This window comes from Synechococcus sp. Cu2B8-bc1011 (assembly GCF_047302735.1).
In the GTDB taxonomy this organism is placed as follows: Bacteria; Cyanobacteriota; Cyanobacteriia; order PCC-6307; family Cyanobiaceae; genus Synechococcus_C.
The window spans coordinates 1016816-1035648 of sequence record NZ_CP138915.1; the positions used below are offsets into that span (position 1 = coordinate 1016816).

26 protein-coding genes are annotated in these 18833 nt (G+C 47.3%); 9 read left to right on the forward strand and 17 right to left on the reverse strand.

The genetic code is table 11. The features are described from left to right. The first annotated feature begins 27 nt into the window (after positions 1-27). Positions 28-1518, forward strand: a complete 1491-nt coding sequence (locus SIC18_RS05220; protein WP_245407206.1) for a bifunctional pantoate--beta-alanine ligase/(d)CMP kinase — start codon at positions 28-30, stop codon at positions 1516-1518. On the opposite strand, the gene SIC18_RS05225 is transcribed toward SIC18_RS05220, so the two are convergent. The 10 genes from SIC18_RS05225 to SIC18_RS05270 form a co-directional block, all read right to left on the reverse strand. Beyond that, a complete protein-coding gene (locus tag SIC18_RS05225; protein ID WP_048347948.1) occupies positions 1515-2003 on the reverse strand; it encodes a low molecular weight protein-tyrosine-phosphatase in 489 nt (162 codons plus the stop codon). The two genes, SIC18_RS05220 and SIC18_RS05225, sit on opposite strands and share 4 nt — an antisense overlap. Further along, a complete protein-coding gene (locus SIC18_RS05230; RefSeq protein ID WP_048347949.1) occupies positions 2000-2629 on the reverse strand; it encodes a HEAT repeat domain-containing protein in 630 nt (209 codons plus the stop codon). Before SIC18_RS05230 ends, SIC18_RS05225 begins: the two co-directional genes overlap by 4 nt. Next, positions 2626-3423, reverse strand: coding sequence for a HEAT repeat domain-containing protein (locus tag SIC18_RS05235; protein WP_048347950.1), 798 nt, complete (start codon positions 3421-3423; stop codon positions 2626-2628). Before SIC18_RS05235 ends, SIC18_RS05230 begins: the two co-directional genes overlap by 4 nt. 1 nt (position 3424) lies before the next feature. Next, positions 3425-4015, reverse strand: a complete 591-nt coding sequence (locus SIC18_RS05240; protein ID WP_048347951.1) for a chromophore lyase CpcT/CpeT — start codon at positions 4013-4015, stop codon at positions 3425-3427. Positions 4016-4102: 87 nt separating this feature from the next. Further along, positions 4103-4591 carry a phycocyanin subunit alpha gene (gene cpcA / locus SIC18_RS05245; RefSeq protein ID WP_048347952.1) on the reverse strand — a complete coding sequence of 163 codons (489 nt, stop codon included), beginning with the start codon at positions 4589-4591 and terminating at the stop codon, positions 4103-4105. Between the two features lie 43 nt (positions 4592-4634). Next, on the reverse strand, positions 4635-5153 hold the full coding sequence (locus SIC18_RS05250; protein WP_048347953.1) for a phycocyanin subunit beta: 519 nt from the start codon (positions 5151-5153) through the stop codon (positions 4635-4637). 187 nt (positions 5154-5340) lie between these two features. After that, positions 5341-6114, reverse strand: a complete 774-nt coding sequence (locus SIC18_RS05255) for a phycoerythrobilin:ferredoxin oxidoreductase (RefSeq protein ID WP_048347954.1) — start codon at positions 6112-6114, stop codon at positions 5341-5343. Continuing rightward, positions 6111-6821 (reverse strand): 15,16-dihydrobiliverdin:ferredoxin oxidoreductase, encoded by a 711-nt coding sequence (locus tag SIC18_RS05260; protein WP_413430323.1) that lies wholly within the window; start codon positions 6819-6821, stop codon positions 6111-6113. Before SIC18_RS05260 ends, SIC18_RS05255 begins: the two co-directional genes overlap by 4 nt. 13 nt (positions 6822-6834) lie before the next feature. After that, positions 6835-7437 (reverse strand): phycobiliprotein lyase, encoded by a 603-nt coding sequence (locus SIC18_RS05265; RefSeq protein ID WP_048347956.1) that lies wholly within the window; start codon positions 7435-7437, stop codon positions 6835-6837. Beyond that, positions 7434-7667, reverse strand: a complete 234-nt coding sequence (locus SIC18_RS05270; protein WP_048348465.1) for a hypothetical protein — start codon at positions 7665-7667, stop codon at positions 7434-7436. Before SIC18_RS05270 ends, SIC18_RS05265 begins: the two co-directional genes overlap by 4 nt. A gap of 353 nt (positions 7668-8020) precedes the next feature. Between SIC18_RS05270 and cpeB the strand changes: the two genes are divergently transcribed. Then, the gene (gene cpeB, locus SIC18_RS05275; protein ID WP_048347957.1) at positions 8021-8575 is read left to right on the forward strand and encodes a class 1 C-phycoerythrin subunit beta; all 555 of its coding nucleotides are present in this window, start codon (positions 8021-8023) and stop codon (positions 8573-8575) included. A 59-nt stretch (positions 8576-8634) separates the two neighbouring features. Continuing rightward, entirely contained in the window at positions 8635-9129 is a 495-nt protein-coding gene (gene cpeA, locus SIC18_RS05280) for a class 1 C-phycoerythrin subunit alpha (protein ID WP_048347958.1), read from the forward strand. A gap of 74 nt (positions 9130-9203) precedes the next feature. On the opposite strand, the gene SIC18_RS05285 is transcribed toward cpeA, so the two are convergent. Further along, on the reverse strand, positions 9204-10109 hold the full coding sequence (locus SIC18_RS05285) for a HEAT repeat domain-containing protein (RefSeq protein WP_048347959.1): 906 nt from the start codon (positions 10107-10109) through the stop codon (positions 9204-9206). Positions 10110-10181: 72 nt separating this feature from the next. Here SIC18_RS05285 and SIC18_RS05290 point away from each other — a divergent pair, with 72 nt between their 5' ends. Next, positions 10182-10604, forward strand: coding sequence for a DUF2656 family protein (locus SIC18_RS05290; RefSeq protein WP_048347960.1), 423 nt, complete (start codon positions 10182-10184; stop codon positions 10602-10604). Between the two features lie 16 nt (positions 10605-10620). Here the strand turns inward: SIC18_RS05290 and SIC18_RS05295 are convergent, their stop codons facing one another. Then, complete coding sequence (locus SIC18_RS05295) at positions 10621-10914, reverse strand: hypothetical protein (protein ID WP_157028652.1); 294 nt, start codon at positions 10912-10914, stop codon at positions 10621-10623. Between the two features lie 209 nt (positions 10915-11123). Here SIC18_RS05295 and SIC18_RS05300 point away from each other — a divergent pair, with 209 nt between their 5' ends. Both SIC18_RS05300 and SIC18_RS05305 read left to right on the forward strand, forming a co-directional pair. After that, complete coding sequence (locus SIC18_RS05300; protein WP_053068587.1) at positions 11124-12383, forward strand: hypothetical protein; 1260 nt, start codon at positions 11124-11126, stop codon at positions 12381-12383. A gap of 159 nt (positions 12384-12542) precedes the next feature. Then, positions 12543-13085 (forward strand): HEAT repeat domain-containing protein, encoded by a 543-nt coding sequence (locus SIC18_RS05305; protein ID WP_245407207.1) that lies wholly within the window; start codon positions 12543-12545, stop codon positions 13083-13085. Between the two features lie 9 nt (positions 13086-13094). Here SIC18_RS05305 and SIC18_RS05310 read toward each other — a convergent pair whose 3' ends face one another. From SIC18_RS05310 to SIC18_RS05330, 5 genes are all read right to left on the reverse strand, one after another. Further along, positions 13095-13988, reverse strand: coding sequence for a HEAT repeat domain-containing protein (locus tag SIC18_RS05310; protein WP_048347962.1), 894 nt, complete (start codon positions 13986-13988; stop codon positions 13095-13097). Between the two features lie 160 nt (positions 13989-14148). Next, a complete protein-coding gene (locus tag SIC18_RS05315; RefSeq protein ID WP_048347963.1) occupies positions 14149-15030 on the reverse strand; it encodes a phycobilisome rod-core linker polypeptide in 882 nt (293 codons plus the stop codon). 276 nt (positions 15031-15306) lie between these two features. Continuing rightward, positions 15307-15804 (reverse strand): class 2 C-phycoerythrin subunit alpha, encoded by a 498-nt coding sequence (gene mpeA / locus SIC18_RS05320; protein ID WP_011618463.1) that lies wholly within the window; start codon positions 15802-15804, stop codon positions 15307-15309. Positions 15805-15847: 43 nt separating this feature from the next. Continuing rightward, positions 15848-16384: a bleomycin hydrolase gene (locus SIC18_RS05325; RefSeq protein WP_048347964.1), complete on the reverse strand. Its 537-nt coding sequence runs from the start codon at positions 16382-16384 to the stop codon at positions 15848-15850. 194 nt (positions 16385-16578) lie between these two features. Continuing rightward, on the reverse strand, positions 16579-17802 hold the full coding sequence (locus SIC18_RS05330; RefSeq protein WP_413430324.1) for a HEAT repeat domain-containing protein: 1224 nt from the start codon (positions 17800-17802) through the stop codon (positions 16579-16581). 147 nt (positions 17803-17949) lie between these two features. On the opposite strand from SIC18_RS05330, the gene SIC18_RS05335 reads away from it, so the two are divergent. From SIC18_RS05335 to SIC18_RS05345, 3 genes are read left to right on the forward strand one after another with little or no spacing between them, the layout of a single operon-like run. Beyond that, positions 17950-18270, forward strand: a complete 321-nt coding sequence (locus SIC18_RS05335; protein WP_048347966.1) for a hypothetical protein — start codon at positions 17950-17952, stop codon at positions 18268-18270. Continuing rightward, positions 18264-18572 (forward strand): Nif11-like leader peptide family natural product precursor, encoded by a 309-nt coding sequence (locus SIC18_RS05340; RefSeq protein ID WP_071841252.1) that lies wholly within the window; start codon positions 18264-18266, stop codon positions 18570-18572. The genes SIC18_RS05335 and SIC18_RS05340 overlap by 7 nt, the downstream gene beginning before the upstream one ends. A gap of 24 nt (positions 18573-18596) precedes the next feature. Continuing rightward, positions 18597-18830, forward strand: a complete 234-nt coding sequence (locus tag SIC18_RS05345) for a Nif11-like leader peptide family natural product precursor (RefSeq protein ID WP_048347967.1) — start codon at positions 18597-18599, stop codon at positions 18828-18830. Positions 18831-18833 lie beyond the last annotated feature (3 nt).

Sequence of the window (18833 nt, forward strand, 5' to 3'; positions counted from 1 at the left end):
CGCTGGCGACACTCATCTGATGCCAGTGTGCATTTTGTTCCAACGATGGGTGGCCTCCATCACGGCCACGCAAGTTTGATCTCAGCCGCCTCCTGCCCTCAGTCAGGTGAGGCTGAGACGTTGGTCAGCGTGTTCGTCAATCCGCTGCAGTTTGGTCCGGATGAGGATTTTGCTCGCTATCCGCGCACCTTTGACGATGACTGTGAATTAGCAGAGTTGTCTGGAGCCTCTGCGATCTGGTGTCCGGACGAGTCGCAGATTTACCCCGGTGGCTCGGTTGAATCTTGGCGGATCCAGGCGCCGAAATCGTTGCAGTCGACATTGTGCGGATCCATGAGGCCGGGGCACTTTGATGGTGTGGTCACGGTGGTCTGCCGTCTTTTGGCGCTAGCCAAACCGCATCAATTGTTTCTGGGTGAAAAGGATTGGCAGCAACTCACCATTCTTCGCCGAATGGTGTTGGACCTTGGCTTGGCCGTCCGGGTACGCAGTGTTCCCACCGTGAGGGATGGTGATGGGCTGGCCAGCAGTTCACGAAACCGCTACCTCAATGCTCAGGAGAGGCAACAAGGGGTTCTGTTTGCCCAGGTTTTAAGCGATGCGAGGTCTGCTTGCTTGCATGGCGGTACAGCCTTGAATCCTGTTGAGGTGCGGCGTCGGCTGGAAGAGGTTGGCCTCAGTGTGGAGTACGTCGACGTTGTTGATCCCTGGTTGCTGCAGCCTTCCAAGTCCAATCAGTCATCACTTACCTTGCTCGCAGCTGCTGTTCGCTGTGGCAGCACCCGCCTGATTGACCATGCTTTTTTAATGACGCGTTCTCCCCTTGTTGCGATCGACGGTCCCGCTGGTGCTGGCAAAAGCACGGTGACCAGAGCCTTTGCTGAGCGGCTCGGGCTTGTGTATCTCGATACGGGAGCGATGTATCGGGCCGTGACGTGGTTGGTTCTGGAACAGGGGTTTGATCCTGCTGATTCTGAGGCTGTGGAAGGGGTGTTGAGCGATCTTGAGGTGCAGCTTGATCCCTTGCAGCAAGGTGTCCAAGCGGTGCGTGTGAATGGCCATGAGGTCACCGACGCGATTCGTGATCCGCGGGTGACGGCATCCGTATCTGCGGTCGCGGCCCATGGTTGCGTCCGTGCTGCCATGACGGCCCAGCAGCAGCGAATGGGCGAGGCGGGCGGTCTCGTCGCTGAGGGCCGTGATATTGGAACCGCTGTGTTCCCGGATGCAGAGCTCAAAGTGTTCCTGACGGCGACTCCGAAAGAGAGAGCCCGACGCCGTGCTCTCGATTTAGAAGCAAGAGGACACGAAGTGCCAGCTCTCCCCGAGCTGGAAGCACAGATTGTGGAACGCGATCGGCTTGATAGCACCCGTGAGGTGGCGCCTCTGCTTCAGGCGGATGATGCAATTGAGCTGATCAGTGATGGGATGAGCATCGACCAGGTGATTGATGCGCTTGAGGATCTGTTCCGGCGTCGCGTCGGCGAAGAGGTTTGGCCAACACCCTCTTCCCGCTAGCGCTTAGTACCTGAAGCCAAGAGGTCCTCAATCAGTCCTTCACAGGCATCTTCGAGAAGATCGAGTACATGCTCGAAGCCCTGATCCCCTCCGTAGTAGGGATCTGGAACTTCAAGCGTGTCCGCGCGACGCGCATGGCTGAGCATCAGGCGAATCTTTGCCGTACTACGGGGGCCCAATTCGTTGGCCATGCTGCTCACGTTGCGCAGGTTGTCCTGATCCATAACGAGGATGTAATCAAAACTCTCTAAATCGCCGAGTTCGATTTGGCGTGCTCGACTGGGTAGATGAATTCCGCGCCGTCTGGCGGCTGCTTGCATGCGCCGATCGGCTGGATTGCCCACGTGCCAGCCCCCTGTACCCGCGGAATCAACAAGGAACTGGTCCGTGAGTTGTCGTTGCTCGATGAGGTGAAGAAACACACCCTCTGCGGCGGGTGACCGGCAGATGTTGCCGAGACAGACAAACAACAACTTTGTCGTCATGAGGAAGCTAGGCGTTGTAAAGCCAGCTTGGCGCGTAAGCGAATCACCTTGATGGACTCAGAATCAGAGCTGAGTTGTTTTAAAGCCAAGATGCAATGATTTTTGTTGTTGGGATTATATCTACGCAAGTGCAGTTCAATCCCGAAGATGACGGCATAGCGCACAACCCACTCATCGTCTTTGATTGCGGCGAGCAGGGCTAATAGACATCGCTCTAGCTTTGAACGGTCCTCAGGGTAAATGAGATTTAGCTCTGCCAGCCCACGTGCGGCAGAGCGCCGCACACTCGGTGCAATATCTGTTGCTAAAGCGTGTTCAAGTAAGTCGAGACTTCTGGGGTCGCGAATCGAGGCAAGGGCTCGTACAACCCAGGCGCGAGAACCGTAATTCTTTTCATCAAGGCTGACTAAGAGTGAGGGCACAGCCTGACTGCCAAGTTCGATTAATCCACTTGTTGCAACTGATGCGACTGCTGGATTATTAAAACCTAGGCCCTCAATCAATATCGGAATGGCTTCAATCGTTCGAAGATCACATAGATTTTTGGTGGCTCGAATTAATTCAGGTGTTGTTTTGGCCGCTTGAAAATCAGCGATGGCTACCTCTAGTGGGGATAGGTTATTCACAACAGTGCGTCCATTGCATCAAGAACGGTTGTATCGTCGCTTTTTTCTGCAAGGCCACGTAAAGCTACGAGTTTGAGGCTATTTTCAACCGTTGCCGCCTTAATGGCAGGCAGAGCAGGCATCCAACCTGTTGCACCTAGATCCAGGAGAGCACCCCTACGAATCAGTGGATCATCATGCTGCAAAAGCTCAATTAAGGGAGGTGCCCATGCCTGCTCACCGGTGAGTAAAAGCAATGCTCGCAAAGCTGAAGCCCGTATGAGCGGACGAGAATGTTTGGTGAAAGGCTTGATTATGGTGATCACACTGCTTGACGCCACCCCAATCGATCCCAATGCCTCTAGTACAGATTCATAAGGCTCTTTGAGCTTGGCAGATCCTGATTGTGCTTGTTCTAACTCGTCTGGGGCTCCAGATAACAGCTCACAGAGATCTTGAACAGCAGCTTTTGCTTGAATCATTCCCAAACTTCTTGCTGACTCTTCACGGACTGAGTAGTCGTTGTTTTTCAGGAGGCTCCTGAGGTCTTCTTCTGCGCTTCTTGCCTGAAGGATTCCTAGAGCTCTGATTGCATTCAGTGCAACAGCGCGACGTTCATCATGAATAGGATTGTCATGGAGAGGAGCTAACGCTGCCAGTAACAGAGGTAATGATTCCGGATGACGGCTGCGCATCCTCCCGAGCCACCATGCTGCGTAATATTGATCAGAAAAGTCTTCTGTTTGGCGTAGATTCTCAATCACCTGCTCTTCTGTAAGAGGCGGCTGGGAGTTTTCAGCTGAAGGATTCTGCATTTTATAACCACGTTTCAGGTATGTTTTCGGCCCAGTGGCTGATGCGCTGAAAGTGGAATTTACCAGCAATCGATCCCCAGCATCGGTCATGTGTTTGGGGGTCATGTCCACGATCCAACGTGCTTAGTTCATCACCTTGGAGGTGAAAGCTGCTCACTAAATAGGTCTCTTTCCCGTCGCGACGAACGATGCAACGACATCCAGGTTCGAGTTCACCATGAAATCCATCGTCTAATTGACGTACTTGATAATGGCAATGATCGAGAAGAATGAGGTCTTCTTCTCGGATCTTTTCTCTGCAATCCTGATCAAATGTGGCGCTTGAAAAGCGGTCTGGCTCTTTAAATGTATGGTTCCATAGTTTGATGATTCCGGACGTCAATTCTTCGGCACGAATCACTCTAAGCCTGTAGGGATGCTTTGGATCGACTGCGTAGGTTTGTTCGAGAAGGATTGAGCCGGGTTGCAGATGCTCAATTGGCTTGTACCGTAAAAAAATATGTGCAAATAGCGGGGGGTTTTCAAATGCCTGTTTCTGGTTGCTGTATTCACCACAAAGATTTTGAAGAAAATGTCCAATCGTTGCTGTCATTGAGGCAGTTTTCTCCTTGTGACATTGAAAAAGCCCCCATTTTAAGGGGGCTTGGATGCGTTGACTAAACTGAGCCTTATTAGTGGATCAGGTCAGTGCATTAATTGCATAGTTGATGTAGCTATTTGCTTCGGTCGCAGCATCGCCGGATAGGCCATGGTTGCTCTGAATATGCTTAAGAGCTTCGACGTACCATGAAGGGGAAAGCTCAAACGTGCGGTTGATCTCGTCAAGACCAGCGATGAGGTAGTCATCCATGGGGCCTGTGCCACCAGCGACCAAGCAATAAGTAATCATTCTCAAGTAATAGCCGATATCACGAGAGCACTTTGCTTTGCCTTCAGAGGTGGCCGAGTAGTTCGGGCCTTCCATCTGTGTGGTGTAGGGGAACTTGGTATAAACAGCCTGGGTGGCACTGCTAACCAGAGAATCAGCCTTTGCTGTGAGACCTTTGGCAGCTTCTAGGCTGGCTTTGGCACGATTGAAGCGACCAGAAGCAGCCTGGACTTCAGTGTTGCTCAGGAAACGACCTTGTGAGTCGGCGGCTGCAACCGCTTCGGTAAGAGGGGTTTTCATTGGGAGAGGGAGAGATTAATGGACGTTGATTGAATGCGCCTGATCAGGCAACGGATGCAGCAGCACGATCAAAATAAGTGCCAATCTCACTGCTCAGGGAAGCGCAATCTCCATTGGAAATCCCAGCACGGTCATTGACGATGGACAGTGCAGCGTCCTTCATCAAGTTCACGCCAGCGGCAACCGAAGTGCCTGGTGTGCCTAAGGCGAGATAGGTCTCGCGAAGTCCATTCAAGCAACGATCTTCAAGGACAGATGCGTCACCAGTGAATGCTGAATAGGTGACATAACGGAGGATGATCTCCATGTCACGAAGGCAAGCTGCCATGCGACGGGAGGTATAAGCGTTTCCTCCGGGAGAGATCAGAGCAGGTTGTTGTGCGAAAAGCTCGCGAGCAGCAGATGCAACGATTGTGGAGGCGTTATTGGAAATCCGGCTGACGGCATCCAGTCGCTTGTTGCTGCCGGAAACCATGGCAGCCAGAGCATCAATTTCACTGGTACTGATGAACTGTCCCCTGGCGTCAGCCTGGGCGACAACCTTGGTGAAGGCGTCGAACATTTTTTACTCCTGCTTGCAATGACTGGTGAGGTGTCGAAGCACCTGAAAGCTCATCCTAGGGAAGACCTTTCGGGTTCCCGATAATTCTCGCCAAAGGTTGAGGGCTCCCCTGAAAGCGGTTCATAATGTGTAACCCCTGATCGGTTTTGGCGATTATTCAGGCTGGCAATCGACAAAAAATGGTTGCTTATAGATCAAAAAGCACAGTGTGGATGTATGCCTCGGTCCATTCGCTGCCATGAAAGCGAGTCAACATTCCGCGCGCAGGGTCTTTTTCGGCTCGATAATCTGTGTATTTTCTTTGCCCTTGTAGAAGGACCTCGCTGCGCTCATCGGTCACGCGCTCGGCTGAGGCAGCTAGTTCGAGGTAGAGGTCTAAATAATCATTGAACGCAGGTCGGACGATGGATTGAATCAACTCGTCGCCTTCCTCTCCAAGGGGCAGTCGAGTCCACAGGAATCCAGGGGAGAAAAAGGGCTGCGCCTCCTCTGGAATTGGCCCTCCATAAGGCAGTTGATCTCGCCAACGCTCAAAAATGGGAATGAGTCGATCCCAAACATGAGTGGTGTGGACCTCGTCTGTTTTGATGGCGGGTTGAAGGTCTAGTGCAAGCAAATGTCCTGCGGGGAGCGTTACCAAATCACCGCCAAAAAAAGGTAAGTCATAGGTGGACTTTGGATTGATCACAAAATTCAAAACAGATGCTGCTGATCCAGCACTGACGCAGGCAGCTCTGACTTGTCTGAATTTCTCTGTTTTGCAAGCCCAGGTTGCTGTCGTGACAGGAATTGATTTTGATTTTGATCCAGTTTGATCTTCGCGTTGTAAAAAACGATCGGGAACTGGGTATGGTTCAACATTTAAGCCTTCTAGGCGCTTGATGGCATCTTCAAGAAAGGGTTGCCATGACCATCCTTCGATGTTGACAGGGTCTGTGCTTTTGAATCTTTGATTTGTCATTTGTGAGAGGAGGAGGCGGGGAATAAAAACTCATGGAGGAACCGATTTGACCAGTCTTTCCCGAAATGGCTTGTAAAGAGTCCGTGTGCTGGATCCCGTTCGGCGCTGTAAATATCGTATTTGTCCTGCAGGTTCTTAACTTCTTCTGGAGGAATAGTTGAGGGAATGCTTTTGGCATTGTCATGTAAATCCCAGTATGCTTTTAAGAATGCACTAAAAGCCTTTGGTAGGGATAAATCAGCTTGTTCCGCACCTCCGCGACAGAACAGTAACCATGAAGAAAAATACTGATTTGGATCAAATGAACGCATCGTTTCCTCACTATTGAGATCTGGAAAGCGTTGATTCAGTTCCTTGAGACCAGAAAAATAGCGATCAAGATAGTCTTTGTCTTGGACCAAGGGCTGGAAATCGAGTACGGCAACAAGCTTCTGACGGGCCCCGAACCAGAGGAGATCAACTCCCATTAAGGGGTGATCATAGTTGTAATCAGGATATGCAACAGAATTGAAAACTTGCAGGCTGTCGCCTGCATCAAGTCGAGTGACCCTCCAGCGCCGAAAGCCAGGAACATCCCAAAGCCAGCTCTGAATGACACTGGATGATTTTGAAGATCTGCATTCTTCTAGACCTTCCGGTAAAGGAAGGGGAGATCCACCTCTCTTGGTGATATCTGAATGAAGCTCATTGAGAAATGAATCAAACATTGTTTAAATGTCCTTACAAAGGATTGGTCTGAGCGAATGTTTTGGCTTGGTTGGCAATCTGCTCAATATCGGCTTTGCTTGGGCATCGAAATTCCGTGCAGTAGGTGGTCATTGCAGCACCATTTAAAAACTGTACTGAACTCACTCGCATTCTGATTTGATCGTTGACGAACCAGCAGCGTTCTATTCCAAAATTTGTATCATATCTCGTTTTGATTGTGAGGACTCCGTCAGGAGTGAATTCGTAGGTGCTAAGAGCAGGCTTTTTCTCTACGTAACCAACATCTCTTAAAAGATATCCTTGGTCAGGATGCTCCGGCTTTGGTACATCGATCACAATCGCCGCGTAGTCGTCGTTGCGTTTTTCGGCCAGAAGGTTGCTTTCCCACCAAAATCTTGCTCCGCCATTGGCTTCTGAAGCTTCTATCCCAAAGACTTTGCAAACTTTTTCTACTGCTTCGTCAGATGCATTGAAGGGTTCAATCACTAGATTCGAGTCGGCCGCTTCATCGTCTTGGCTATCAAGATGGTGAACAACGCGTCTGATAAGCCAGAGTCCGCGGCTGGTCTCGAAAAAGTCCTCCATTGTGACTGGAGGATTGTCCATCACAGTCATGCTTGACTCTCTTGCGTATCCCGTTGAGCTTTTAATTGGGTGAGAATTGCATCAATTCGAGTGAGTTCAGGATGTTCTTTGATTGTTGCATCGATTTTCTTCTGGGATAAACGAAGCTTTTTGCCAAGGCCCACAACATCATCGTAAAGTCGTTCTCTATATGCAGTCAATTCTGTAATTGTTTCGATCAGCTCTTCAAGTGAAGGTGCCTGACTTGTTTGTTCCGTCATGTCGACCTGTGATTTGCAGCAAACACGCCTTGCAACCATACCTCCTGGAATCAATCGACCAATGTTGGATCCATGGTTTGTGAGTCCGTCCTGGTGTCGGCGTGAGTTTGTCTAAACAGATGGTCCAGAGCGGTTTGCCACGTTTGTCTTCTCGATCAAAAACCATCAAAGTGACGAACTCTTGCGTGATCAGCCGATACTCGGTCTCTCATCAGCAATTTACGCTTAGGTTTGATCAGTGCTTCACCTGAAAAGGCTAGTCCTGGAAACGGATTCCTCTCTTGAGGGGAATCTTCAGGCTTAGCCCTAACGGGAATCCAGAAGCCTCTTCCCTCCAAATTTGTCTGGCCCACATGCTCGACGCATTCTCACGTTCGGTCGTCAGTGCCGACGCCAAAACTGCTCCCGTTGGTGGTAGTGACCTCGCAGGTCTCCGCTCCTATGTTCGTGACGGCAATAAGCGTCTCGATGCTGTCAACGCCATCACCTCAAACGCCTCCTGCATCGTTTCAGATGCTGTGACAGGCATGATTTGTGAAAACACAGGTCTGATCCAGGCAGGTGGCAATTGCTACCCCAACCGTCGTATGGCAGCTTGCCTTCGCGACGGAGAGATCGTTCTTCGCTACATCAGCTATGCCCTTTTGGCTGGCGATGCATCCGTGCTTGATGATCGTTGCTTGAACGGACTCAAGGAAACCTACATTGCGCTGGGTGTTCCTACTCAGTCTGCAGGTCGCGCCGTTGCCATCATGAAGGCTTCCGCCACTGCTCACATCGGAGAAACCAACACTCCTGGTTTGGGTGGTAAGCGTTTCCGTAAAATGGAAACTACACAGGGTGACTGTGCCGCTCTGGTTGCAGAAGCAGGTGCTTATTTCGATCGCGTCATCGGCGCTATTTCCTGATCTGGAATAAAGACTTACTTTCTCCGCTCTCAGACACTATTCATCTTTAGGAATCCCCAATGAAGTCCGTCGTGACAACCGTCGTGACCGCTGCAGATGCAGCAGGTCGCTTCCTTTCTCAAAACGATCTTGAAGCCGTCCAGGGCAATATTCAGCGAGCTGCAGCTCGCCTTGAAGCTGCTGAAAAGCTAGCTGCTGGCCTAGACAAGGTGACTCGTGAAGCAGGTGATGCTTGCTTTAATAAGTATTCCTATCTCAAGCAGCCCGGTGAGGCAGGCGATAGCCAAGTGAAGGTTGACAAGTGCTACCGAGATCTTGGTCACTATCTGCGCCTGATCAACTATTGCTTGGTTGTGGGCGGCACTGGTCCTTTGGACGAGTGGGGTATTGCCGGAGCACGTGAGGTTTATCGCAGCCTTTCACTCCCTACTGGCCCATACGTCGAGGCTCTGACTTATACCCGCGACCGTGCTTGCGCCCCTCGCGATATGAGCCCTCAAGCTCTTAACGAGTTCAAGAGCTATCTTGATTATGTTATCAATGCTCTCTCTTGATAGCAAGATAACGATTCATTTTTAAGTTCATAAAGGATGGGGTTCACTACCCATCCTTTTTTATTGTTAAAAACTTAATCTGTTTGCCGGAGTTTTTGAATGGCAAGTTTGAGGACGTTGACTACAATTCTATCTTTTTCTTGAAGTTCAAGTTCCTCAAGTTTAGGTAGAGCCTCTTTTGCATTCAATTTCATTAGAGAGAGGACTGAGTTTTTTCGAACCCAACTATCTGGATCATCTAAATTAGAGATGAGCAGGAGTTTAGCCCAATCAGTATCCTCCATTGCTCCAAGTAATGTTGCAACTTCAGCACGGATCTCTGAATCATCATCGTTCGAAGCATTAGATAATAAGTCTTTGTTTTCATCGGCATTCAGTGTGTCAATTCTGCTTGTAAGGGCAGCAATCGCAGCTTTTCTAATTGTGCTGTTGCCTGAGCTTAAAGCGTTTCTTAAAGTCTTTGACCCACGATCGCCTATGAAAGCCAACGCCCAGTTTGCCAATCCTATCTGCATTTCTGTTGTCTCTGGATGTGACAACAGATTGAGGATAGGAGTTACAGCCTCTTCTCCTATGGCTGCCATTGCCCCCATTGCTGAACCTTGAACGACAGAGTCTTGATCATTGAGGAATGCAGATACAAGATCAGGCAGACTATTGGGATCCTCAATTAACGTCAGTGTCTTTGCTGCTGCCCTACGCACGGTTACTTGGTCGCTAGACAGCATGGCATTACAAAGAGCAGGAACAGCTGCTTGTCCAACGGAACCAAGACTATCTGCAAACCGTAGGCGAAGAAGTCCCCGAGGATCGCCGAGGCCCGCTATCATTTTATCGATAGATTTTTGATCTGAATCGAGAGGTATACCACTACTACGCTGTTCTTTTAAGTGCGCTGATAGCACCAAGGCCTCCTCTTCGCTTAATGTATTGACTTGTTGGGTCTGCGATGAATTCTTAATTTGATTGCTATCAGACATTGCAGGATACCTCACCCATCAGCACTTAAAATCATCCTCTCACTAGACCTTTACTGACTATAGTTGCTAATCATGCAATTTTTTGTTCTCTCCCATAACTTACAGATTCATTCAGAGTCCGTACCTTCTTTTACTCCTTCGGAACTCGCAGAAGGTCTCAGCCTTCATTCTGATCACATCAATACCAATGCTTTGAACCACCCTCATTGGATGGTTCTTGTTGAGTCTGATCTCTCACACCAAGAGTTAGCACGAGAAGTCGTTAATGCATGGAAAAAATTTCGGAACTCACTTGGCCATTCGATGAATCATTCCTTCATTGCTCTAGGCGGTAGAAAGGATTCTGAGGCTACGCCAGGTTCGCCGTTACAAGAAGGTTATTGGGGGGTTGACGTTGTTGAATGTGCCAACCCAGATTCTTTCCTAAAGAGCATCAATTGGGATGCTCTTAAAGCAAGTCGACCTGTAGATGGTGTTTTTGAGGTAAGAGATTAAATCTTTTCAGTAAGATTTAGTCTTTTTTCTTTCCTCTGCGATTGAACAATTTCTTCTCTTTTTTGGATGAGGTTTTTTCTTCATTCTTTGCCTGGCCTGCATTCTTTGGCTTCTGATTGTTAGGCATAGTCGCGATTTCGTCGCCGTCGATATTAGTAACAGCTGTAACCGTAATGCCTGACTGACGCATTGCTTGAATACCTTGACTCAGTCGGTTAAATGGAATTTGAATGCTTGTTGATGTTGTTGGCCTAGACCGCCCATAGGCAATTGTTTTGACGAGAAATGAACTGCCTGAAAAGGGTCCCATCGATTCAATCTTGACTGCTCCAAGAATATGATCTAACTATCATTGTGCAAGTCTTTTGAATATATAACTTTTTGATAAAAGGGGATTGGTAAAGCTTTATGAAGCAGTGCTAGCATTACTCTATTGTCTAAGTTCTTGTTTTGCATAATTCCGCAAGATTTGACAACATCCATCCCGGTCTGACCTGTGAGCATGCACGTCATTTGCTGATGAAGTCTGCAACTGAGCAAGATTCAGAAAGTGATTTTTACACAGCAGCAGCTCACTTAATTAATTGTCCTGGGATTGAAACCGAACAAACGTTGATTGAATTTTTGCAATATCGCGAATCTTCTTGCCAATCAATTAAAATTACTAAACGCAAGATCGTTGAAGTTTTAGCGCGTCTGGGATGTATTGATGCGGTTCCTGCGATCGGTAAGTGCCTATGGTCTGATGATGTCTATTTAGTTGAAAATAGTGTTTGGGCATTGCAAATTTTACAATGCCAAGATCAGATATTCATTGATCAAATGATTGATATTCTTCGAGTAGATACCACTAATCAGAGGATTAGCATACAGTGTCTGGCTACTTTGAATATTTCTAGAAGTGTAGATGTTATTCGTCCTTTCCAGGAAAGCTCTGTTCCTGGAATTAAAGGTGCTGCAATTTCCGCTATCGCGAAGCTAACTCGTAACTTCACAAGAGTTCCTGAGATATCTTTGAATTTATTATTGCCGAATCAAATGGATAGGCATTTTGCCATACAGGATTTGATTGATGTGGATGCCATAGACCAGCTTAATGAAATTTTTGCGGCTCCCGTTTCACCTGTTTTTAAAATGCGCGCTGTTCGTGAAATGTACGGTGAGAATTCAGCGAGTGTTGTTGATTTAAATTTGCTTTCATCGCTTGACTCTCTTTTTTCTTGTGATTTATCTGCAATCAATTGTGTCCACGAATATGACGAGTCGCCCTCTAGTGAGTTTCTGGTTCGGGATTTATATAATACTGACTTTAGCCGATGTTATTTAGCGCTTAAGTATTTGTCGTCTCGCTCGGCTTCTGAGATATTCCCGATGTTGAAGGAATCATGGGTTGAAGAGGCTCATAATGATTATGGAGCTCATTACTGCTTTATTTGTCTGTTTGGCTCTATTTTTGATTGGTCTGCGGAGTCTAAGCGTTGGATTTTCGAGGTGCTGCTTTCGTCGATTTCTAATTTGAGGCCACAATTTCAGAAGAGTAGAGCTGCGTCAATCTTAGCCCTTGCTAAGCTTAATCCTTCAATGCTTTGTGAGCTCATCCCAGAGATATTATCTTCTCGTGATTCCATGCCTTGGGATATGCGTTATTCATTGATTCAATCTATAGACAACTACGCAGAATTAGAAATTGCATTGAAAAACAAAATGATTTTTCAACTTTCTGATAATGATATCGATCAATTTGTTCAGGCTAGAGCTCGCATGGCGTTAGCTTCATAACCCATCACCTTTTATCAAGGACAGGTCATTGCTATAGCCTCCTGCTAAAGTCGGAGACAATTAACTTCTTTGATTGTGTCTTCAATAATATCTCTTGATGATCTGTTCCTGGACTTGTCTCATCCGAATCCCAATATTAGAATGGATGCATGTGTATCAATGTCTGAAAACTACTTTGATGAGGCATTGCCTCGTCTTCTTGCCCTGTTAAATGATCCTGACCCTACGATTTATCGAACGGCAGTTAAGGGTTTGGGTGTTTTTGGTCACGGGGTTTTGTTTCCTCTTCTTGATCTTTATGATAAGACCGATAATGGTACGGTTAAGGCATGCTGTATCAAAGCTTTTGTTCAAGTTGCTGTGAATTTTCCCGATGCTGTTTTTCCAGAGCAGGCCATTCAAGCATTAAAGTTGGCACTGGATGATATCAATCCTGTTGTGTCTCAATCTGCTTTGATGACTCTCGGATATTTCTCAAAGCAGGAGCACGAGAAAGAGCGTGTGATCCCTATTTTAATTCAAGTTTGCAACAGTACGAATATTGCCCATGTCCAATCTGCTGTGATGTCTCTTGCTGAGATCGACTCTACTGAGGTAGATCAGTGTTTCGAGAGGATGATCAATCATGATTCAACAGATGTGTTGATTAAGGAAATTCTTGAGGCAAGTATGTCTCGCCGCCAAAGCCTTTTTGGCAATTAATTTTTTATTTTAGTGCTTCATTAGTTGATTCCTCGCGACGATCATTACGCCTTTAACTTGCTCGTCAGATTCTTGACGAATTGCTCGATCGAGAAAGTCAATTGAAATAACTGCTTCCATTTTCATCAGCGAGAGTGCAGCATTTTTTCGAACCTGATCGTTTTTGTCTTTTAATAATTCGTGGAGTTGATGAGCTCCTTCTTCTTGATCCATTGATTTGCCTACAATGATTGCGGCTTCTGCACGCACTTCACTGTCTTGATCTTTTAATGCATTCAATATTAATGCTTGTACGTCTTTGTTTTCACTTTTTTGAGCTTGTTCGGCCAACGCATTTAGAGCCGCTATTCTTATCTCCGGATTTTTAGAGCTTATCGCTGAATTAAAGCCCATCGGACCTTTGGAGCCTATAAATCCTAATGCAAGATTGATTAACCCTATCTGAAAAGCTGTGCAGTTTGATTCAGTTAAAATTCTCAGCAATGGTTCAATTGCTGGTTCTCCGATTGTGGCCATTGCCCCGGCTGATGAACCTTGAACGACAGGATCTTCGTCGCTCTCAAATGCCTCAATTAGGTTTGGCAATGCTTTTTTGTTCCCAATAATATTTAGTGTTTTAGCTGAGGCTCTTCTAATGACGACGTTAGAGCTGTTTTTTAATGCCTCGCATAATATTGGAATGGCATCTTCACCAATTGAACCGAGGCTTTTTGCAAATGTTAATCTTAACTCTCCTCTGTTGTCTCCTAATCCAGCCACCATTTTGTTGATGGACTCGAGGTCTGAATTTGGCAGCTCTCCATGGCTCAATTTTTGTTTTAAGGCCGTTGCTAGTTCCAGTGCTTCTTCCTGCGTCAGAGTCTCGATTTTGATGTCTTCTTGTTGAGAATTTATTCCTGTCATTTCTAAGCGAGTACTTCACCATTGAATCTAGCCGATCGCTTGTGTGTTTCCTGATCTGATTCAATCTTTGATTAATGCCCTCCACTTAAGACGAACACTGCTCATAAAAAAGCCCCCATCATGGATGAGGGCTCATGCTATGGAATCCGAAACTTAGAATCTAGAAGAAGATTCCAAATGGACGGAATGGCACATAATCACTCATCGCTGGTACATTATGACCTGTGTACTGTTGCTGAGGCAGTTTGACAGGTATTTGGGTGACAGATACATAGGAGAAAGGCTGAGGCTTTGTGCTTTCTCTTGATGCACTGGCCAAAGCATTAACGGTTTTGCTTTGTCTGCCCTGTGCGTTATCGCTGATTGCTACTTTCATCCCTCCAAGATCCCTCATCAAATTGAAGGATCGGGTGTTCATACCTGCATATGAATCTTTTGTGCGGTCGTAAGGAACGATGTCTGCACCAAAGACTTCTGTGTATTCTGCAGAGTCAGTCAGAGTATCGATCAGTGCATCAAAGCCCTCTTCTGCCTGCAGTTTGATATGGTTTTGAACTTCTTGCTGGTTGAGTGGTGCCCGTCCTAGCAAATGTTTGAAGTTAAGCTCAATACCGCGTTGGGCGCCTACAGCATGGAAGAAGTTGTCCTTGTAGAAGTCAGACTTAGCAAGGCCATTTACGAAATCACGTACTGTGATTTCACCATTCATCAGACGTACTTCCAGTGAAGTTTCGCGCTGGTTATCAGTCGGGGGAAGATTTCCTAATACTTGACGGTAGGCGGCAACAATGACCCTCTCAAGGGCCGCACTACTGTCTGGAGAATACCGATCAAAAGTAACTGCGAAAGGACACTCTGAGAGCAGCCTTGGACCAATGCCGATACCCATTGCGGCACAGTGCTGGCGCTTGTATTCAGCAATGGCACCTGCAACTGTGCGGGGAACAGTGTTTTTACCAGCTTTGCTTTTTGTGGAGAAAGCAGCGGGACCTGTTCTGGTCGCCGAGGTGAGGGCTTGCAGGCTTGTTTCTGCTCCGAGCATGATGAAGATGGGGGGAGTGGTGGTTTGAATGCGCCTCTACATCTCAGGGCAAGAAATCAATTATGCCTTGAAATTGTATGGCGTAATATTGCCCAATGATGATTCGTCAACGAGTTAATCTAGCTTTTGGCAGAATAACGCAACGGCAACATCTTTCCTGATTTCCTATTCCTTAGGACGACTTTGCTATGGCAAAAGTAAATTCCTGAAAAAAAAGGGTGGGCATTGCCCACCCCGTTGTTCCATGCGGAATAAATCAGTTCCTGAGAAGTGATATCAACCCAGGGAGTTGATCACGTAGTCAAGAAGGGTGTTGTAAGCAGTGAGAGCTTGAGCGCTCATGTCGCGAGGTGAGCAACCGTCGTTGCGCATGTTGGAGAAGCCTGCAACATAGGTACCAGCGTCGATGCTGAGAGCCTTGTAAACTTCCTTCTGGCCGTTGATGGCGAGTTCGTCAAGAGGACCAGTGCCACCTGTAACCAGGCAGTAGTTGATCAGACGAAGGTAGTGAACGAAGTCACGCTTGCACTTCTCTTTGCCTTCAGTTGCACACTGGCGAGGCTGGCGGCCAGTAGCACCGTTTGGATACTGTGCGTACACAGCGTCAACAGCGCGCTGAGCAATTGCGTCGTAGTTAGCAGAAAGCTTTTCAGCAGCTTCAAGACGAGCAGCTGCACGTTGGATAGAACCCTGAACGGATTCCATGTCTGATGCTGAGGGGAAGCGTGAAGCGCTGTCGGCTGCGCCGACAACGGTGGTGATAACAGACTTCATGAGTTGGAAGTGAGTGGTGTTTGACGATTAAATGAGATCAGATTCAGCTGATTGCGCTGATCACTGCATCGAAGTAGCTACCTGCTTCACCAGCGAGGCTGGAGCAGTCACCCTGAGTTACAGCTGCCTTCTTAGGCTGGCTGTTGGTGTTGGTGATCAATGCTGCGGAGGCGGCCTTCATGATGGCCACTGCGCGTGCAGCAGATCCGGTAGGAACGCCAAGTGCGGCGTAGGTTTCGCGAAGTCCGTTAAGGCAACGATCCTGCAGTACAGATGCGTCGCCTGCCAGAAGGGCGTAGCTCACATAACGGAGAACGATTTCGCCATCACGGAGGCAAGCTGCCATTTTGCGGTTGGTGTACACACCACCATTAGGTGCAGTCAAGCCGGTGTTTTCACAGCAAATGCCAGCAACGGCGTCAGAGACGATGCAAGCAGCATTTGATGAGAGGGCGTTAACAGCGTCAAGGCGCTTGTTGCCGTCTGCAATGAATGACTTGAGAGAGGCAAGCTCGCCTCCGCCAATGAAGGCGCCGCTTGAATCGGCCGAGACGGCCTTCCTGGAGAATGCGTCGAGCATGAGGAGTTGGGAAGAGTTTTTTGGGGGGATGCGTATCCGCCAAAAGGACATTACTTCTCTTTTTTTGTCTCCTCCTCCTCCGGGCTACGTCAGGACAAAAAAGTTTGCAATCACCAATCCGAATAAAATATAAAGGTCAGCGTGCGCACCGACAGAGCCTTTCGTGGACAGACTTTTGAGCGCTTCGAGAAACATCATGAAAAATTATGAAGCACTTGCAGGCAGCTCCATCTCAGTGGCACCCACTGTGAGCTTGTGCTGATTTCCTTGAGGAGATCGAGCTGGTCGGTTAGATCCAGTTTCAGGCAGCCCCATGCTGCGGCAACTCTTGACTTTGCATACTGAGGAAGGGTCTCTGCCAGTGATGTTTTGATCAGCTCCTCTCTTTCATGGATGCAGGCAAGACCAATTAATGAAGTGAGCAGATAGTTTGCTCCGTAATCACTCCATAAACGTGCGCGAATGCCGTCAATGATTTCGATTTGTTGACTTTTGGGCATTTTTAGGAGGCTTAGTGCTGCTCCGTATTGTTTTCCCTCGTCTCGGTGTTGCAGGTTGTTCTCAATCTCTATTGGGTCTTGTTGACTCAACCACTCGTCGCGCATGGCAAGACTTCTAGGATCATCTTGAAGAAGTGTGGTGATTGTGTTGATGTGTTCTTCCGGTACCTCTGCTTTCTTTGTTGGATCAACGAGTTGAAAAGCACTCTTGGCTCGTAACGGCATTGATACAGCGCTCCTGATCAGATATTGCAACATGTTGATATCACCAGAATCTCCAAGGTCGATGACAGCAGAGCGGCGACGGCCTGCTTGAAGATCATGGAGTTGTGGAATCAGTGGTTTTAGTTGATCAAGATCGCCCTCGACACGAGCACAAAAAGCCCTTGCTGCTCCTGAAATCAATGGGTTTTCATCATGGATTAGCGTTTGAATGAATGATGTACCACTCTTAAGTCCTAGTCTGGTATGAGCCTGAATCACTGCTCTTTTTTGTGGATCACTCCCTTTCAAGGCTTTGAGCAGTGATTCACATTGACTGTCTGTAAGAGGAGCAGATATTTGTGTAATTGAATCGGCAGCATTGATCACGGACGGCTCATCATCAAATTCCAAAGCCTTAAACAGGCAATCTAAAGCTTGTGCATTTTTTCTCCGTCCCAATGCCTCGATCGCCTTCCGCCTTGTGATTCTGTTAAAGAGGTCCTCTGGATCCAGATCGACAGCGCTGATCAGCCCCTGCAATGACTCGTCACTTGAGCATGCTGCGAGTCGTGTTGCTGCCATATATTTATCAACAGGATTCGGCAGATCTCTTGGGTCCGATAAGAGGATTTTTAGAGATGACTCTTCTGACAGTCCCTCGAATAAGACATCGAATCGCTCTGCCATAATTCTTTTAATTCGTCGTGACTTCATTTAAGCGTCTTAAATCTACCACTTTGTATTGGGATGAGATCAATTGAGTCGGTTTGTGCCCCTTTCATTTTCAACCGCACCAATTTTGTAATTGCATCCCCCACTCACTGCATTGGTGTAGTATTGATCTGATTGATTCCGTTTAGAATGTCGGTCTCTGTTGAAGACGAAAAAGCGTTGCCCCGCTTTGTTGAGATGATTACTCAAAATATTGAACTACAGAATCGACTTAATTCTGTAACCGATATTAACTCACTTCGGAACTTGATTCAGTCAGTAGAGCCGTTACTGACTGGTGCGGCCTTGATTCCATTGGAACAAGCCACCAGACCACCTAAGATTTTGGTTGACTCTGGTCATACAAGCCAAAAAATCCCTTGGCGCCTTCTTCGCTGCACTGGAGGTCCTTTAGTTCTGCAGCTTATCTGTACGAACTCAAACTTTGCAATTTGGATTGAATCTTGTTAAATTCATCTTCCAGCCAAATCATCCAACAGTTTATTTACTCTGTAGTTCAAAGTCATGAGATTGCTACTGGACTAAAGACGCTTACCTCGCACGAACAAATTATTGATTATGCATATTCGAAGGGGTTCTCTTTTTCAAAGGCAGATTGGGATGAATTTGTTCGTTTGGATTCTGAGTGTTTGAGTTCTAAGGAAAAGCAATCATCTCAATTTTATGATATCAACCATTGGAGTTGGGCTTTTCGTCAGGTTTCATCTTGGAGAGCTATGCTGATGGAAGGAGCCGATCAGGTTTCTTCTTAAAATCTATAACTGCAGTTCACATCCATGAGTACCCCCCTTTCTGATTCCCAGAAGGATCAAATTCTTGAAGATTTTATTCGTCTTGCGCAGAGTGATAGTCAATTAAAAGAGGAGATTAAGTCGTCCCGAAATCAAGATGAAATTATTGCATTAGCTCAACAAAAGGGTTACCACTTTGATTCATTGACGTTGCTTCGTAAATGGAGTGAGCATACTGATTTCTCTCAACCAACGTGGATGGGTTGGTTTTCAGATTGATTC

Bases quoted from the DNA above. Each gene is read 5' to 3' on its own strand.
- SIC18_RS05235 (WP_048347950.1), bottom strand. From the start codon at position 3,423: ATGCAGAATCCTTCAGCTGAAAACTCCCAGCCGCCTCTTACAGAAGAG.
- SIC18_RS05285 (WP_048347959.1), bottom strand. From the start codon at position 10,109: ATGTCTGATAGCAATCAAATTAAGAATTCATCGCAGACCCAACAAGTC.
- SIC18_RS05290 (WP_048347960.1), top strand. From the start codon at position 10,182: ATGCAATTTTTTGTTCTCTCCCATAACTTACAGATTCATTCAGAGTCC.
- SIC18_RS05330 (WP_413430324.1), bottom strand. From the start codon at position 17,802: ATGAAGTCACGACGAATTAAAAGAATTATGGCAGAGCGATTCGATGTC.
- SIC18_RS05225 (WP_048347948.1), bottom strand. From the start codon at position 2,003: ATGACGACAAAGTTGTTGTTTGTCTGTCTCGGCAACATCTGCCGGTCA.
- SIC18_RS05300 (WP_053068587.1), top strand. From the start codon at position 11,124: ATGAAGTCTGCAACTGAGCAAGATTCAGAAAGTGATTTTTACACAGCA.
- SIC18_RS05310 (WP_048347962.1), bottom strand. From the start codon at position 13,988: ATGACAGGAATAAATTCTCAACAAGAAGACATCAAAATCGAGACTCTG.
- cpcA (WP_048347952.1), bottom strand. From the start codon at position 4,591: ATGAAAACCCCTCTTACCGAAGCGGTTGCAGCCGCCGACTCACAAGGT.
- SIC18_RS05240 (WP_048347951.1), bottom strand. From the start codon at position 4,015: ATGACAGCAACGATTGGACATTTTCTTCAAAATCTTTGTGGTGAATAC.
- SIC18_RS05255 (WP_048347954.1), bottom strand. From the start codon at position 6,114: ATGACAAATCAAAGATTCAAAAGCACAGACCCTGTCAACATCGAAGGA.
- SIC18_RS05325 (WP_048347964.1), bottom strand. From the start codon at position 16,384: ATGCTCGACGCATTCTCCAGGAAGGCCGTCTCGGCCGATTCAAGCGGC.
- mpeA (WP_011618463.1), bottom strand. From the start codon at position 15,804: ATGAAGTCTGTTATCACCACCGTTGTCGGCGCAGCCGACAGCGCTTCA.
- SIC18_RS05335 (WP_048347966.1), top strand. From the start codon at position 17,950: ATGTCGGTCTCTGTTGAAGACGAAAAAGCGTTGCCCCGCTTTGTTGAG.
- SIC18_RS05305 (WP_245407207.1), top strand. From the start codon at position 12,543: ATGTCTGAAAACTACTTTGATGAGGCATTGCCTCGTCTTCTTGCCCTG.
- SIC18_RS05295 (WP_157028652.1), bottom strand. From the start codon at position 10,914: ATGGGACCCTTTTCAGGCAGTTCATTTCTCGTCAAAACAATTGCCTAT.
- SIC18_RS05270 (WP_048348465.1), bottom strand. From the start codon at position 7,667: ATGACGGAACAAACAAGTCAGGCACCTTCACTTGAAGAGCTGATCGAA.
- cpeA (WP_048347958.1), top strand. From the start codon at position 8,635: ATGAAGTCCGTCGTGACAACCGTCGTGACCGCTGCAGATGCAGCAGGT.
- cpeB (WP_048347957.1), top strand. From the start codon at position 8,021: ATGCTCGACGCATTCTCACGTTCGGTCGTCAGTGCCGACGCCAAAACT.
- SIC18_RS05315 (WP_048347963.1), bottom strand. From the start codon at position 15,030: ATGCTCGGAGCAGAAACAAGCCTGCAAGCCCTCACCTCGGCGACCAGA.
- SIC18_RS05345 (WP_048347967.1), top strand. From the start codon at position 18,597: ATGAGTACCCCCCTTTCTGATTCCCAGAAGGATCAAATTCTTGAAGAT.
- SIC18_RS05265 (WP_048347956.1), bottom strand. From the start codon at position 7,437: ATGACTGTGATGGACAATCCTCCAGTCACAATGGAGGACTTTTTCGAG.
- SIC18_RS05260 (WP_413430323.1), bottom strand. From the start codon at position 6,821: ATGTTTGATTCATTTCTCAATGAGCTTCATTCAGATATCACCAAGAGA.
- SIC18_RS05250 (WP_048347953.1), bottom strand. From the start codon at position 5,153: ATGTTCGACGCCTTCACCAAGGTTGTCGCCCAGGCTGACGCCAGGGGA.